Raw genomic sequence first — 15073 nt, 5'->3', positions numbered from 1 at the left:
ATAAGTACCTCCGGAATATCCTGGGATACCCGCCAATTACCCTGTCCATATTATACATACTTCCCCCTGCCACCACAAGTAAATTAAACAAAAAAATCCCGGTCATGCACTTCCTTAACAGGTTCTGTCATGTCCGGGATCGATCTATTCTGTTATTCTCATTTTCAAACCACATTTTCTTCTCTTTCATAATGGCTAGTTACACCCTCTGTCAGCGGTTTTTCGTCAATGCTCCTTTATACTGTACGATTCCCCCAACGGTATTGATCACCTTATATCCTGCCTGCGACAGCAGTCTCGCTGCCAGTGCACTGCCGCCTCCATACTGACAATATGTGAGCAGCACTTTATTTTTAGGAAGATTATAATTACCATACTGTATATCCGACAATGGTACATTGACTGCCATCGGTATGTGCCCTCTCAGAAATTCTTCTTCTGTACGAATGTCCACGATCACCCCGCCATAGCGGACTGCTTCCTGCATGATATCGCGGACCGGTATGTTGTGAAATCTCATCATTTCACCCCCTGGCAAATGTTCCTGCTATATGGATTCCTATATATTCATCATATGTCTCTTCCATCAAAACGTGAGGCATATTCAGCGTTTCTGCCACAATTCCTGTCTTATTTCCGTCCTTGTCCGTTGTACCCTGTCATGCCATAATCCGTACCAGTGCCATTCGACGTATAACTCTGTGGATAATTCTGTGATCCGGGATTCTCCTGCTGCCGATATGGATTCACTCCAGTTTGCGGATATGTTACATTTCCCATGTAGCCGCCATTTTGCATATATGCTCTATTCACAGTATAACCGTTTTGAGGGTTATAACCAGTATTTTGCATGTACTCCATATTAGTCGGATATGCGCTGCCTCGATTATAATCATCCTTTACCTCATACCCGGAATTTGTGCCGTAGGCTGATTGACCTGCATTGGCATTCATCCCCTGTGTATAACCACCATTGTATGGGTTGTAATTTGTATTCTGCATATATCCTCCGGCCTGACCATACGCATCACCACCCGGATAGCCCGGATAACCCGCCCGGTAATCCGGTTGATCTGGATAATAATATCCTCTGCCCGGTCTGCGAAAATCCATCCGGTACATCCCATAATCTGCAGTCTCCGGTCTGCCGTCAATTCTGCGGTCATGTGCTGAACAGTAAAAGATCAGAAAAATTGAAAGTACATACATCACTCCAAGGATCAGGAATACCCATGCCTCCGAAATATATTCATACGATGCCGCCATCACAAGATAGTCATATAAGCCATGAATAAATACCGGCACGATATATGCCCATGCCATAAATCCGATCATACCCGCACGGTCACCTGCATATGCCGCTTCTCTTCCCTTCGCATAAAGTGCACCCATGATAACACCTACCGTACAATGAAGTGGAATAGCGGTAAATGCCCGGAGGATGCCCGTTCCGATTCCGCCGGAAGCAACATATAAGATATTTTCCAATATAGCAAAGCCAAGAGATGCACAGACCATATAAATAACTCCATCATAGCTGTGCTGAAATTCTCTGCTTTTCCATGTAGTGCAGACCGTTACCAGATATTTTCCAAGCTCCTCCACAATTCCGATCACCAGAAAGCAGAGCACCAGCAGCATCGTCTGATGATCCGTATCTGTCTGTGCAACGATTAACTGCCCGATAAATTCTGCAATCGCTGCCGGAATGATCGTACCTGCACCAAGTGCCAGAAGCAATACCATTAATTTGACCGGCGGCTTCTCTTTCCGGTCTCTCATATATATAAAACCCAGCAGGATCAATGCCGGTAAGACTGCTATTATGATCAGTATTCGACTCATATGCCCTCCCATTATCCTGATCCGATGTCTGTAATCACAACCATCGAATCTTTTCAACATAATATGACTTGTTTAAAATTATACCACCCGGCAGTGAAAAACTCTACTTACAGGTCTTATTTTACATATAAAATATGGGAGGCGTATTGCTTACGTCTCCCATACCTTTTATTCATATTTTTTTGAGGAAAATATATGACAATAATTATTTTACATTGAAGGCTTTCATACCCGGATATACGGCTGAAGCACCGAGCTCTTCTTCAATTCTTAAGAGCTGGTTGTACTTAGCTACACGCTCGGATCTGGATGGTGCGCCGGTCTTGATCTGGCAGGTATTTAAAGCAACTGCAAGATCTGCGATCGTTGTATCTGCCGTCTCACCGGATCTGTGCGATGAGATAGCTGTGTATCCGGCCTTGTGAGCCATCTTGATTGCTTCCAGTGTCTCTGATACAGAACCGATCTGGTTTAATTTGATCAGGATACTGTTACCACAGCCAAGTTCGATACCCTTTGCAAGTCTCTCTGTATTTGTAACGAAAAGGTCGTCACCAACTAACTGAACCTTGTCACCAAGCTCTGCTGTAAGCTTCTTCCAGCCTTCCCAGTCTTCTTCGTCCAGACCATCTTCGATGGAGATGATCGGGTACTTCTCAACCAGTCTCTTCCAGTGAGCGATCAGCTCCTCTGATGTATATACTGTACCGGTCTTTGGCAGCTTGTACTCGCCAACCTTGCCTGTCTTCCACTCGGATGAAGCTGCATCCATAGCGATCTTGAAGTCCTTACCCGGTTCATATCCGGCTTTCTTTACTGCTTCGAGAATTGTCTCGATTGCTTCTTCATCAGATGCAAGTGCAGGTGCAAATCCACCTTCATCACCAACTGATGTAGCAAGTCCTCTTTCCTTTAAGATTGCCTGAAGTGCATGGAATACTTCTGCACACCATCTGAGACACTCTTTGAATGAAGGAGCACCAACCGGCATGATCATGAACTCCTGAACATCCAGACCGGATGATAATGCATGACATCCACCATTGATAATGTTCATCATAGGAACCGGAAGTCTGTTTCCGCTTACACCACCTAAGAAACGATATAAAGGTACATCCAGTGAAATAGCTGCTGCTCTTGCAGCTGCGATTGATACAGCAAGGATTGCATTTGCACCCAGATTTGACTTGTCCTTTGTTCCGTCTGCCTGGATCATTGCCTGATCTACCGCATATGTATCAGATGCGTCCATTCCAACTAATACGTCATTAATTGTTGTGTTGATATTTTCAACAGCTTTCCGAACGCCCTTACCGCCAAAACGATTCTTATCGCCATCACGAAGCTCTAATGCTTCAAACTCACCTGTTGATGCACCACTTGGAGCTGCTCCACGTCCAACAGTACCATCTGCAAGAATAACTTCTGCTTCTACTGTAGGATTTCCTCTTGAGTCAATAATCTCTCGTCCAATTACTTTTTCGATTTCTAAATAATTCATCATTATCCAATTCCTCTATTCACAAGATTTTAGTTAGTTTTTTCTAACCAACTAAAAAATAGCATGTTATAACCTCTGTCGTCAACAAAAATACGTCGAATTAATTGAGAATTTCTATCACATATTTCGCTTGATTTTTACAAGAACACACCGTATAATGCAGCCATGAGTTAGATGTGTCTAACCATTGCATGAACGGTTCTGAAATGACACATACTAATACTGTCGCATTTGATAATTTAATGTTACAGGAGTTTCAGATTATGTTTGAAGAATATTTGATCACACATTGTTCGCCTACATTGGCGTCCTTAAAACCTGCCAGCCTGTTTCTTTATCGTTTTTCTTCCGGAGAAGAATTATACGAAAGTGTGGCTGTCTGGGATGCACAATTTCAGAAAAAAGGGATCCGGATCACGATCCTGCGGGAAAATGCTGAAACTGCCCTGATCTATGTCTACAGACCGGATGCTATGGTTCGCGAATTATCAAGACCGGAGATCCTCTCTTTTCTTGTAAGCACAGGATATCAGGCAGGAACGATCGATCAAATGCTTGAACAGCTTCGTACACGTCTTCATGGTTCGGAAGAGTTTCCGCATGAGATCGGTGTCTTCCTTGGCTACCCGTTAAATGATGTTCTCGGATTTATCAAATACCACGGGAGCAACTGCAAGGGCATGGGCGACTGGAAGGTATACGGAGATCTGGGTGAGGCCCAGAAAACATTTGCCAAATTTAAAAAATGCCGTGAGATCTATGCAAATCTCTGGCATCAGGGACGAACCATCTGGCAGTTGACGGTTGCTGCATAATTATTGCATCTGCATAACAAAATAAGTATTTATGCAAATGACGTTCACATAACAAAATGAATATAGGGGATTCCCGTAAGCATTTTCGTGCGGAGATCTCTAAATATAAAATACATGAATTATAAGGAGGAACCTACTATGAGTAAGGTTGCAGTTGTATATTGGAGTGGCACAGGTAATACAGCATTAATGGCACAGGCTGTTGCAGAAGGTGTAAAAGCAAAAGGTGCAGAATGTGATCTTTTAACATCCGCAGAATTTACTGCAGATATGGTAGATAACTATGATGCAATCGCATTTGGCTGCCCTGCTATGGGTGCTGAAGTCTTAGAAGAAAGCGAGTTTGAGCCAATGTTCGCTGAATGTGAACCGGCATTAAACGGTAAGAAGATCGCCATCTTCGGTTCATATGGCTGGGGAAGCGGCGAATGGATGGATACATGGGAAGCTCAGTGCCAGGCTGACGGTGCTGTATTTGCAGCAGCTCCACTGATCTGCCATGAAACACCGGATGAAGCAGGTCTTGCTGATTGTACTGCACTTGGCGAAGCACTTGTTTAATAAATAATAATACACATCTCTAAACACAACCAAAACACAGGAATCTGCCATGTGGCAGTCCTTCCAGCTACGAGGATTCTTTTCTGGATTCTCTGACAAATGTGACAACAGTCAGCTTTCTTCACACAAATGTTTATACTGACCGTTGGTCACAAAAATGCTCTGGCAAACCACACCTCTGCCAGAGCATTTTATTATTTTACATATTTTATATTTATTTCTGACTCTTTTTTAATGTTGCAAGGACTTTTCCCTTCTCATTTATGATCTTTACGGTTCCTTTTTCATATGATGCATCCTTATTACCTTCTGCGATCATGATATATCCCGGACACGCCGACAATACACGCAGCTTCTTTTTGGATGACTGATAGATCTTTTTATTTCGTTTTCCTGTACTTTTTCCATAATAAGAATCTGCATATTTGTAAATGGAATTTGAGCTTTTTCCATTTTTAATCAAGGTTCCATACTGATATCCCCGCACAGTCAGGCTCTCATTATACTGCATATCATCAAAGGCTCTGACAAATGCAGCGTTCACCTTGTCATTTCCGGGCTTATATTTCTTTTTATGTTTAAATTTTGTATCAACTGAGTACGACTCAGTTAAATACGGAAATACGCTGTAATAATAATTGCCTTTATAATAGAACACCATTCCATTTGCATTATCCTTTACTCTCATATGGCACTTCTTATCTGTTCCGTCCAGCTTCATGGAACATAAACCGGAATGTCCATAATAAAGACGATTGTTCCGGATAAAGCCTAAATTTCCATCTTTACATAACCGCTTTTGTTTGGAACTTCCGGTTGTTTTTATTTTGTAAATGCCCCAGTCAGCTTTTTTATTCACATTGTAATACAGATAACCCTTGTTTACCAAAAAACTGCCTATACCTTCACCCTTTACCACATAGCGGGCAGCATGCTTTTTTAGATTATAAGCAAGTATTCCTTTCGATGATTTAAAATAAATAAAATCACCTGAATGATACATTCCCCTTGCAGCAACGTGTCTGACACCTGATGCCGCTCCTGTCAGCTCTGCATTTTCTCCTGTTTCCTGTGCTGATTCAGCATCCGTCGCCGCCAGACTCACACTGGAGCCTGTCACATATAACATTCCACACAACAGGATCGCAGTAATTGCTAACAATGTTTTTTTGAATAGATTTTTCATTCGCCTTCCTCCTCTTATTTTCCTTACATATGCAAGTGTTATGGATATTAATATTATATCACTATATATAAATAAAAGCATCCACCCGTCATGAATTTCTATCATCCATGCTCCGGCAGATGCTTTTTGCTACTTTTTCATTCTATTCTCGTAATACTTTCTTTGCGCAGGTCTTGTTCCTATATCGCTCCATGCTCCCGCAGCAGTTTCTCGACATCGGTTCCTTCTACCGCCTTTAAAAGCTCTTTCATCGCGATCTTTTCTTTCAGACCAAGCTTCATATCTGTAATCTTTCTTCCATCCCGGATCGCTACTGTCGCATTTAACAGGTCGCGGACATCATAGACACTGCCCCAGACCTCCGGCACACCACGATCGATATTCAACAAAGTATATACTGCTTCCATACCTGTCCGGATCGAATACTCGGTTGTAAATATCGTATCTCTTGCTGTCTCAGCAAACTGTCCAAGGAATGCAAAATTGACCGCTCCCTCCGGTACGACATCCGGACGGTCGCCCTTCTCACGCGGCATGAAAAATGCTGTAATATACGGCATCATAACCGGCACTGTGTTTGCGCTGTGCTCAGCAAGCTCCGGTATTTTCTCCTCCGGTACTCCGATATGGTAGAGCCATTCTTCGCAGATCTCCTTACCGGTACATTCCCGCATGGTCTTCTTTACATAATCACCCGGTTTATTCGAGAATAAGGCATATACCCATACAAGCACCTGACCCTTTGGCTGATTACGAAACTGTGGCTGGCGATTGATCGTCCAGGAGAGCAGCCATTCGGAATCTCTTGCAGTCACGATACCACCTGTAACTACCTTGCCGGAAAGTGGATCCCTCTTGCATATATTCTTAATATACGGAAGGATCTTTTCATCCAAAGTCGTTACCGTTGCACTCATCCAGTTTGACTGCTCCGGATCGTAACAGAATTTGTCCGGATGTCCGAAAGACGGATCCTGTGCAGCGATCTTCCGCCACATATCCCATCCGCCGCCTTCGCGGATCTCGGTCTTGAACTCAGCCGGTTTGTTCTGGCTTCCGTATGAAGAATTCTCCACGCAGCCGCCATTTGTGATAAATACCAGATCATTCTCGGTCAAGTCGATCGCATCTGCTTCACCGTCACGGATAATATCAATCTTCTTTGCCAGCTTTCTTCCTGCTTCGATCTCGAATTCCACATTTATAACCTTGGTATTATAATGGAACACCACACCGAATGATTCCAGATATTTTACCATCGGAAGAATCATGGACTCATACTGGTTATATTTGGTAAAACGAAGTGCCGTGAAATCCGGCAGTCCTCCGACATGATGGATAAAACGCTTAATATAGAGCTTCATCTCAAGTGCAGAATGCCAGTTCTCAAATGCAAACATCGTCCGCCAGTACATCCAGAAGTTAGAGTTGAGCACTTCTTCATCAAAATACTCATCGATCCGTTTATTATATAATTCTTCATCCGGGGTAAAGAACAGCTTCATGATCTCCATTGCACCCTTATCGGATAATCCGAATTTCTTATCGGTATGTGCATCCTGTCCCTGATTCTCAGTTGCCCGACACAAAGAATAGTTTGGATCTGCTTTATTCAGCCAGTAATACTCATCCAGTACACTGATACCCTCTGTCTCAATGGACGGAATCGAACGGAACAGATCCCACATACACTCAAAATGGTTATCCATCTCACGTCCGCCACGCATAACATAGCCAATATCGCTGTACTGATAACCATCACATGCACCGCCCGGAATCGGGTCTTTCTCCAGAATGTGTACATGTGAGCCTTTCATCTGTCCATCTCTTACCAGAAAACAGGCTGCCGCCAATGCACCAAGTCCCGAACCTATAATATATGCCGATTTCTGATCCACACCCGCCGGCTTCTTTGGTCTGGCAAATGCTTCATAATTTCCACTTGCATAATACATACGAATTACCTCCAATCTATACAGCCTGCCCGCAAACAGACCAGTTATTTCAAAAACTGTCTTTATTATAAGATGCCCCGTTTTTGCCCTCAATAAACAAAAAAAGTACCGTGATAAAAATATATTCACGGTACTTGTTCTGTCTAAAATTTTATCATTTCCCCTGTTTTGATGGGATAACCGGTCTGAAAAATAAGATACATTGTTTTTTCAATGTATCTGTCAGCTCTCTGTTTTTTTGTGAAAGGCATCTGTCCGAAATGCTTCCAGTGCCCTAGTAATATTATCATGCATCACCAGTCCTATCTTATCTACGATCACATGCGGATCCTGCTTCATGCCATTCTCAATCCACTCAAGCAATACGCCGACAAAGGAGCATTTGTAAAAATCAGCTATGAACTTCTTATCTTCTTCACGAACCTGCATGTCCTTTGCCTTATCATCAATAACCTTGATCATCAGATCGTACGTCAGACTGTACAGATATTTTTCTACCTGATCTCTGCTGATCGAATGATATGCATTCATCATAAATGTCTTATTCTCGCTCACCGCTTCAAAGATACGAAGGAAGCCTTCCTGCCAGGTATCATAGGTTTTATTCTCACCCAGTATCCTCGTTGCATCCTCCACACACACCCACTCTACCAGATCATAGATATCTTTAAAATGATAGTAAAATGTCATTCGGTTGATGCCGCAGTCTTCCGTGATATCCGTTATCGTTATCTTATCAAGCGGTTTCTTTGTAAGAAGCTTCTTCAGTGATGCTTCCAACGCACGTTTCGTTATCTGAGACATTTCCTTGTAACCTCCGCGTCTATTGTTCATCAGAAAAAAAGTTATCCTTACTATACCATACCCACCAGAATTTTGTAAAATTAAAAATAAGCTAATGGCATGAGAAAATTCTGGTCTGAATGCAGTATATCATACAAAAAAACGCCCGCTATCATACACAGGTAAAACCATCTGATGAATCTGTAAAGTTGTGTATAATTAATGTAAAATACTTTTACAAATATTTTCCTAACTCCTGCTTCCATATTTCTTCCAGTCGTTCCAGTGAAAACGTTGCATTTGCCGGACTTGTCGATGGCAGCTCGATCATCGGAAGAGCGATATGTTCTGCCTGATATTTTTTGTATAATCTGCCGGCAGTCTTACCATTTGTAAAAACTGCCCGGATCGGAGTATGTGCTACAATGCTTTTAATATCTGCAGGAACAACATTTCGGATACTGCTGTCACTGGAACCGATGATCTCACAAGCCCGGATCACATCATAGACCGCCACATGACCGGCAAGCAGCATCCGTTTTTTCTCTTCTATCGTCAAGGGTTCCGGTACACCAAGTACAGCTGCCACAACCTTCCAAAAACGGTTTCTCGGATGTCCGTAGTAGAAGCCCTGCTCTCTGGATTTCACCGAGGGCAGACTGCCAAGAACCAGCACCTGTGATTCTTCATTATATACCGGAGCAAATTCATGCTCTACATACTGATATTCTGACATTTTTATTTCCTTTCAAATAAAGAATTGCCTGCAAATCTTACACATTCAAACGGAATTACAAAATAATTAACTTCCACTCCGTAAAATATGCATTCCAAACAAAAAAACCAGAGACTATCGCCCCCGACAAGTCTCTGGTTATATATGTATCCCAAACCTCATTTAAATCCCCATGTTGGAATTACGGATATATTATATACTGCCTCCCCCTGCCTGTACAGTAGTCTTGCAAAAATGACTTGTTTTCTGTTTCAAATAACCTTTGTATTTGAACGGTCATTTCCTGCATATAAATCATTTTTCACTTATATATTTTTATATGATTTCTCCATCTAAGATCTTTATTCCAAATCTCTCCATATCCACCCGTCCATCGACAACTGTAACTCCATCTGCCGTCAATCGATCTGCCTGTACATTCTTTCCGCCAAATGCAAATGCTCCGGATAATTCACCCTTTGCATTTACCACACGAAAGCAGGGAATGTGCTCCGGATCCGGATTCTTATGAAGCGCGTTTCCCACTGCACGCGCCATCTTCTTATCCCCGGCAAGCTCCGCGATCTGACCATAGGTTGCAACCTTTCCGGCTGGAATCTTTTTCACAGCCTCATAGATTCTCTTTGATGGACTGGTTGTCACCAGATCATAACTCTCTGCAATCATCCGTTTCACATCCTGATCCGGAATGCTTCCATCCAGAACGATCGTATTCCAATGCTCCTTATTCTGATGCCAGCCCGGTATCACCGAGTCAAATGCGCTCCGCCAGAAATCCCGCCATTCCGGATCGACCTTTACATTCAGATTAATATATCCGTCTCTCTCATATGTCCACAGGAATGCCTTCTTGCTTCCTTTCACACGCACCAGTTGCCAGTTCGGATCATGAAATGGCGCCTGCTGATATGTATCAGGAAAAGACAGTCCATATGCCAGCGCTTCTTCTCTCGTTGTCATTTATCTTCCTCCGACATGCTTTACATAGTCTGCGATCAATTCCGCCGTCTTATCAACACCCAGTCGTACCGCGTCTATACACAGATCATAATTCTCTGCATAGCCCCATTCTTCTCCGGTATAATATCTGTGATAACCACGCCGTTTCTCATCTGTCTTTTCAACAAGCGCTATAGCCTTTCGCTCCGAGATTTTATGCTTTCCTGCGATATGATACGCCCGCTGCTTCTTATCTCCGCACAGAAACACCCGGACAGCATCCTTATCATCCCGGTAGGCATAATTCGAAGCACGTCCTATAATAATAAAACTCTGTCCGCCAAACATTGCTGACAATGCCCGTTTCGGTGTATCATACTGATTCTTCGGACAGAAATCATCCGCAACCGAACTGATCATCGCATTTACCGGCTGCTCACCAAAATACATTGGATACTTTTCATAAATTTTCTTTTCTTTTGCAAGCGCGATCAGTTCTGGCTTCGTATAAAAGGGAATCCCTAACAGCTCCGATAATTTTTTTCCAACTTCATCTCCGGCACATCCACATTGTCTTCCAAGTGTTACGATCATACTCTCTTACCTCCTTCTTATATATTACCTCTATTCACCTACAATGCAAGCATCTGGCTGATCAAATGATAATGCCCGTCTACCGCCGCTTTCATGGCTGCTTCATCACGTTCCAATACACTATTATAGATCTGCTTGTGATAATTAAGCAAGTTTGTCTTTTCTTTTGTATTCACACGTCGCAGCACCAGATCGATCCATTCCCGATAAACGATCATAACCGCCTCCATGATCATCGAAAATAGTTCATTCTCTGTTGCCCGGATCAGCAATTCATGAAATTCCTTATCCACGCTAACCAGTTCGGAACCATCCGCCTGCTCCATCCTTGCCAAATTATCCTCCAGAAGCACCTGACACTCAAATGGTATTCCTTTCTCGATCAGCATACTGCATACAGACTTTTCCATTGTACAACGGAACTCACAGACCTCGGATTTCGTGATACTGCCAAGTGCCAGCATCATCATAAGCATCTGACGGATCGACTCTCCGGCATTTTTTGATATATAATTTCCCGATCCCTGTACGCGTTCGATCATTCCCATGCCATGCAGGATACTGAGTGCCTCCCTAGTCGAATTTCTTCCGATTCCTAACGTCTCCGCTATCGTACGTTCGGTTGGAAGCTTGCTTCCGTTCTGCAAGGTTCCGTCCTGCATCAGGCTGTAAATATATTGAATTGCTTTTTCATATTCTGATGTAACATGTTGTTTTTCCATACTCGTCTCCCTGACTATCAATAAATTTCGTTATTTCTATATTTTGATATCTGATCTATAAATTTGAAATAAACCCCTGCATTTTATAATGCGGCGTATATAACTACATAAAATGCGCAAATAACGACGAAAGCACAACCGTAAGAATACCGGAAACCGCAATCGCCAGACTGCTCATTGCACCTTCCACTTCACCGATCTCGATCGCCTTTGCCGTTCCGATCGCATGAGATGCAGATCCAAATGCCAGACCCTTTGATATCGGTTCGGTGATTCGAAAAATCTTGCACACTAATTCACCAAATATATTTCCAAGAACACCCGTTACGATAATAACCGCAACCGTAATCGTTACATATCCACCCAGTTCTTCTGAAACACCCATACCGATCGCAGTCGTAATAGACTTCGGAAGCATCGTTACATACTCCTCATGTGTAAGTCCCATGATCTTTGACAATACAAACACCGTACAAAGACTTGTCACCACACCGGCAACAAGACCTGCCATAACCGCCTTACAGTTATGCTTCAGCAGTTCCCACTGTTCATAGAGTGGGATCGCCAGGCATACAGTTGCAGGGGTCAACAGCCAGCTTAAATATTGGGCGCCCTCATTATAAGTATCATAATCCACCCTGCTCACAACCAGTACCAGGATGGTAACTACAATCGAGATCAGCAACGGATTAAATATTCCCAGTTTGAATTTTTTCTTTAATATTGACCCGATCAAATATGAGATCAGGCTAAGTGTAACTCCCGCAAACAGGGAGTTTTCAAAAAAATCATGCATCCTCTTGTTCCTCTTTCTTCCTATCCTTTCTGATGATCCACTGTGACAGTCTGCCTGTCATTGCCATAACCGTAATGATTGTAACGACCGTGATCACACATACCGGAATCAGCACCGGCTTCAGCGTTCCCCAGCTAACCAACAGACCAACACCGGCAGGAATGAACATCAATGGCATGATCTCAATTAAAAATTTCCCTGTCTCCTTCACTGCTTCTAACTTGATCCATCCAGTCATCAGGCATACAAATAAAATCGCCATTCCATAAATACTGGCAGGAATCGGCAAAGGTAATACATATTTGAGCAGTTCCCCGATAAATGAAATTGCAAGAATGATTAAAAACTGTCTAATATACTTCATTCAAATATCCTCTCTACATTTTTTATCCTTTTTCGTTTGAACTATACTTTTTCATATAAAAGAAATTGGTAGCACCAATTCAGTGCTACCAATCATTATACTGCCATCTTATTATTTGTCAATTTATTATTTTACCAAATCGTCATCAATATATTCCCAGCATGTTTTCTTGCGGGCTGCTCCTTTCTGCGACTGATGCTATAACTTTCCAGATGAATACTATTTATTCCTGTCAGCGGTATCTCAACTGCCAGAAGACCACCCTTTCCTGCCGTCGACGCACAATCTTTACAAACGGATACTACTCCTGCCGCTGATGTCCCAGCTGCCAGAAAGCTACCGCTCCTGCCGCCGCTACGTTAAGTGAATCTACGCCATGTGCCATCGGAATCATAACCGTATAATCGCAGTCAGCTATCGTATCTCCGGCCAGCCCATCGCCCTCTGTACCGAGCACAATTGCCAGCTTTTCCTCACTATTTAACTGCGGATCATCAATTCCTACACTATCTTCTCGGAGTGCCATTGCCGCCGTCTTAAAGCCCATTTCTTTCAATGTCTTCATTGCCTGCTCCGGCCAGACACCATCCTTCTTTGACAACATTGTCCACGGAATCTGGAATACCGTTCCCATACTCACACGGCTTGCACGCCTGTAAAGAGGATCACTGCAGCCACCGGTCAATATCACTGCATCCATACCAAGTGCTGCGGCACAGCGGAACAATGCTCCCACATTTGTCGGATTGACCACTTCTTCCAAAATAGCGATCCGCTTCGCTCCCTGACATACCTCCTCTATCGTTGGCAATGTCCTGCGGCGCATCGCGCACCAGAGCCCCCTTGTCAGATGATAACCGGTAAGCTTCGTCAATATCTCATCCGGTGCAACATAGATTGGAACATCCTCCATCCAATTCAGAATCTCCTCGGCCTCTGCAAGCTGTCCCTTTTCTGCCAGAAAAGACACCGGTTCATATCCACCATCTAACGCCCGCCCGATCACCTTCGGACTCTCAGCAATAAACAGCCCTTCCGCCGGTTCATAGATTGTTGCAAGCTGCCGTTCCGAGAGTTCCGCATAAACCACCAGCTCCGATCGATTCAGATCCGCTACTTCTATTATCTCCATCATAATTTCTTCCTGATACACACGCTTGTCATTTTATTATGTCAATTACCTTTATACCAAATTGGCATCGATATACTTCCAATATGGCTTCTTGTTTACCTCACCTTCATGCTCTATATACCAATTTGCAGCCTCCTGTAACCCGGCATCCATTGACATCGTCTCCGGATATATCTTCTTCTGCCGGGTCACATCAAGACAGTATTCATAATTATAAAAGCTGAAATAATTTCTCTGCTCTACTGTTTCCGGTACCGATACGAATTCCGGTACTTTATCAAAGCAGGCATAACATTTGATAACCCAGTCTCTTATCGATATTGCCTTTTCATTTCCGACATTCAAAATATGATCTGTTGGGCACTTTGTAATTATTACTTCCATCAGCCTGCACAAATCTTCCACATGGAAAAACTGTAATTTCATCTCACCGTCTTCCGGCAAATAAAATTTTCTGTCTGCCATTGCACAGTCAAATACAAACGCCTCCCGATAGACGTTGTCCATAGAACCATATAAATATGGCGGTCTTAAAATATAACCATCCGGGACTCTCTCCAACAGTGCATTTTCTGCTTCGATCTTATCTGTTCCATATTTTCCCCAGAATTTATTTACTGCTCTTTCAGAATCCTCAGGAAATGGCTGTACACCATACTCCGGATATACCGCACTGGAACTAATCATTATATATTGACCAAAAGAGTCCAGCGAATTATGTAAATCAATTATGTCTTGTGCATCATAAGCGGTTATGTCGGCAACAACATCAAAATGCAGATTCTTCAGCTTATCCCCTAAATTATGCCTGTCGCTTTCAATCAGCGTCACGCCCTTAACCTGCGGTTTTGAATTACGGTTCACTACATAGACATCATATCCATGCTCTACAAAATACTTTGCTGCATACTTACTGACAAATGTGGTTCCACCGGTAATCAAGATTTTCTTCATTGATATCTCCTTTTCTACTGCACAGGGCTTGCTTATAAGCCCACCCAATTGTTTGCATCTACAAAGTAACATACCGGTAATTTCATTGTCAATATTGCTGCTAATCGATAAACAAAAAAATACCCGGAAGAGTGTAAACACTCTCCGGATATTTTTTATTTATCTAATCTTCTCGTTACTTACGCGTAGA

At 42.9% G+C, this 15073-nt stretch carries 16 protein-coding genes; 2 read left to right on the top strand and 14 right to left on the bottom strand.

Translation table 11 applies throughout. The features are described 5' to 3' along the window. Positions 1-211 precede the first annotated feature (211 nt). The 3 genes from DXB77_RS00335 to eno all read right to left on the bottom strand — a co-directional run bounded on the left by DXB77_RS00335 (position 212) and on the right by eno (position 3346). The gene (locus DXB77_RS00335) at positions 212-520 is read right to left on the bottom strand and encodes a rhodanese-like domain-containing protein (protein WP_118662409.1); all 309 of its coding nucleotides are present in this window, start codon (positions 518-520) and stop codon (positions 212-214) included. Between the two features lie 110 nt (positions 521-630). Beyond that, positions 631-1845, bottom strand: coding sequence for a PrsW family glutamic-type intramembrane protease (locus tag DXB77_RS00330; protein WP_182439409.1), 1215 nt, complete (start codon positions 1843-1845; stop codon positions 631-633). A 205-nt stretch (positions 1846-2050) separates the two neighbouring features. Further along, positions 2051-3346 carry a phosphopyruvate hydratase gene (gene eno / locus DXB77_RS00325; protein WP_118662622.1) on the bottom strand — a complete coding sequence of 432 codons (1296 nt, stop codon included), beginning with the start codon at positions 3344-3346 and terminating at the stop codon, positions 2051-2053. A gap of 263 nt (positions 3347-3609) precedes the next feature. Between eno and DXB77_RS00320 the strand changes: the two genes are divergently transcribed. Together DXB77_RS00320 and DXB77_RS00315 are read left to right on the top strand one after the other, a co-directional pair. Beyond that, positions 3610-4161, top strand: coding sequence for a DUF3793 family protein (locus DXB77_RS00320; protein ID WP_118662407.1), 552 nt, complete (start codon positions 3610-3612; stop codon positions 4159-4161). 138 nt (positions 4162-4299) lie between these two features. Next, the gene (locus DXB77_RS00315) at positions 4300-4722 is read left to right on the top strand and encodes a flavodoxin (protein ID WP_118662406.1); all 423 of its coding nucleotides are present in this window, start codon (positions 4300-4302) and stop codon (positions 4720-4722) included. Between the two features lie 214 nt (positions 4723-4936). Here DXB77_RS00315 and DXB77_RS00310 read toward each other — a convergent pair whose 3' ends face one another. From DXB77_RS00310 to DXB77_RS00260, 11 genes are all read right to left on the bottom strand, one after another. Next, the gene (locus tag DXB77_RS00310; protein WP_118662405.1) at positions 4937-5908 is read right to left on the bottom strand and encodes a hypothetical protein; all 972 of its coding nucleotides are present in this window, start codon (positions 5906-5908) and stop codon (positions 4937-4939) included. A 179-nt stretch (positions 5909-6087) separates the two neighbouring features. Further along, positions 6088-7863, bottom strand: a complete 1776-nt coding sequence (locus tag DXB77_RS00305; RefSeq protein ID WP_118662404.1) for an oleate hydratase — start codon at positions 7861-7863, stop codon at positions 6088-6090. Between the two features lie 222 nt (positions 7864-8085). After that, positions 8086-8667 (bottom strand): TetR-like C-terminal domain-containing protein, encoded by a 582-nt coding sequence (locus DXB77_RS00300; RefSeq protein ID WP_182439408.1) that lies wholly within the window; start codon positions 8665-8667, stop codon positions 8086-8088. Between the two features lie 214 nt (positions 8668-8881). Further along, positions 8882-9382, bottom strand: coding sequence for a DNA-deoxyinosine glycosylase (locus DXB77_RS00295; protein WP_118662402.1), 501 nt, complete (start codon positions 9380-9382; stop codon positions 8882-8884). Positions 9383-9697: 315 nt separating this feature from the next. After that, positions 9698-10342: a methylated-DNA--[protein]-cysteine S-methyltransferase gene (locus DXB77_RS00290; RefSeq protein ID WP_118662401.1), complete on the bottom strand. Its 645-nt coding sequence runs from the start codon at positions 10340-10342 to the stop codon at positions 9698-9700. Beyond that, on the bottom strand, positions 10343-10915 hold the full coding sequence (locus DXB77_RS00285) for a cytidylate kinase-like family protein (protein WP_021943650.1): 573 nt from the start codon (positions 10913-10915) through the stop codon (positions 10343-10345). Positions 10916-10953: 38 nt separating this feature from the next. Continuing rightward, positions 10954-11637, bottom strand: coding sequence for an FCD domain-containing protein (locus DXB77_RS00280; RefSeq protein ID WP_118662400.1), 684 nt, complete (start codon positions 11635-11637; stop codon positions 10954-10956). Positions 11638-11740: 103 nt separating this feature from the next. Further along, positions 11741-12433: an LrgB family protein gene (locus tag DXB77_RS00275; protein ID WP_117808181.1), complete on the bottom strand. Its 693-nt coding sequence runs from the start codon at positions 12431-12433 to the stop codon at positions 11741-11743. Continuing rightward, positions 12426-12797, bottom strand: a complete 372-nt coding sequence (locus DXB77_RS00270; RefSeq protein ID WP_117808180.1) for a CidA/LrgA family protein — start codon at positions 12795-12797, stop codon at positions 12426-12428. The genes DXB77_RS00275 and DXB77_RS00270 overlap by 8 nt, the downstream gene beginning before the upstream one ends. A 301-nt stretch (positions 12798-13098) precedes the next feature. Next, positions 13099-13932: an RNA methyltransferase gene (locus tag DXB77_RS00265; RefSeq protein ID WP_118662399.1), complete on the bottom strand. Its 834-nt coding sequence runs from the start codon at positions 13930-13932 to the stop codon at positions 13099-13101. 48 nt (positions 13933-13980) lie between these two features. Further along, positions 13981-14883, bottom strand: coding sequence for an NAD-dependent epimerase/dehydratase family protein (locus DXB77_RS00260; protein WP_118662398.1), 903 nt, complete (start codon positions 14881-14883; stop codon positions 13981-13983). Positions 14884-15073: the final 190 nt, after the last annotated feature.

It is taken from the genome of Clostridium sp. OM05-9 (genome assembly GCF_003481465.1).
GTDB lineage: Bacteria > Bacillota > Clostridia > Lachnospirales > Lachnospiraceae > Coprococcus > Coprococcus ammoniilyticus.
The sequence above is the reverse complement of the archived record's forward strand: the minus strand, read 5'-3'. Positions and strand labels throughout refer to the sequence as shown.

Bases quoted from the DNA above. Each gene is read 5' to 3' on its own strand.
- DXB77_RS00335 (WP_118662409.1), bottom strand. From the start codon at position 520: ATGAGATTTCACAACATACCGGTCCGCGATATCATGCAGGAAGCAGTC.
- DXB77_RS00330 (WP_182439409.1), bottom strand. From the start codon at position 1,845: ATGAGTCGAATACTGATCATAATAGCAGTCTTACCGGCATTGATCCTG.
- eno (WP_118662622.1), bottom strand. From the start codon at position 3,346: ATGAATTATTTAGAAATCGAAAAAGTAATTGGACGAGAGATTATTGAC.
- DXB77_RS00320 (WP_118662407.1), top strand. From the start codon at position 3,610: ATGTTTGAAGAATATTTGATCACACATTGTTCGCCTACATTGGCGTCC.
- DXB77_RS00315 (WP_118662406.1), top strand. From the start codon at position 4,300: ATGAGTAAGGTTGCAGTTGTATATTGGAGTGGCACAGGTAATACAGCA.
- DXB77_RS00310 (WP_118662405.1), bottom strand. From the start codon at position 5,908: ATGAAAAATCTATTCAAAAAAACATTGTTAGCAATTACTGCGATCCTG.
- DXB77_RS00305 (WP_118662404.1), bottom strand. From the start codon at position 7,863: ATGTATTATGCAAGTGGAAATTATGAAGCATTTGCCAGACCAAAGAAG.
- DXB77_RS00300 (WP_182439408.1), bottom strand. From the start codon at position 8,667: ATGTCTCAGATAACGAAACGTGCGTTGGAAGCATCACTGAAGAAGCTT.
- DXB77_RS00295 (WP_118662402.1), bottom strand. From the start codon at position 9,382: ATGTCAGAATATCAGTATGTAGAGCATGAATTTGCTCCGGTATATAAT.
- DXB77_RS00290 (WP_118662401.1), bottom strand. From the start codon at position 10,342: ATGACAACGAGAGAAGAAGCGCTGGCATATGGACTGTCTTTTCCTGAT.
- DXB77_RS00285 (WP_021943650.1), bottom strand. From the start codon at position 10,915: ATGATCGTAACACTTGGAAGACAATGTGGATGTGCCGGAGATGAAGTT.
- DXB77_RS00280 (WP_118662400.1), bottom strand. From the start codon at position 11,637: ATGGAAAAACAACATGTTACATCAGAATATGAAAAAGCAATTCAATAT.
- DXB77_RS00275 (WP_117808181.1), bottom strand. From the start codon at position 12,433: ATGCATGATTTTTTTGAAAACTCCCTGTTTGCGGGAGTTACACTTAGC.
- DXB77_RS00270 (WP_117808180.1), bottom strand. From the start codon at position 12,797: ATGAAGTATATTAGACAGTTTTTAATCATTCTTGCAATTTCATTTATC.
- DXB77_RS00265 (WP_118662399.1), bottom strand. From the start codon at position 13,932: ATGATGGAGATAATAGAAGTAGCGGATCTGAATCGATCGGAGCTGGTG.
- DXB77_RS00260 (WP_118662398.1), bottom strand. From the start codon at position 14,883: ATGAAGAAAATCTTGATTACCGGTGGAACCACATTTGTCAGTAAGTAT.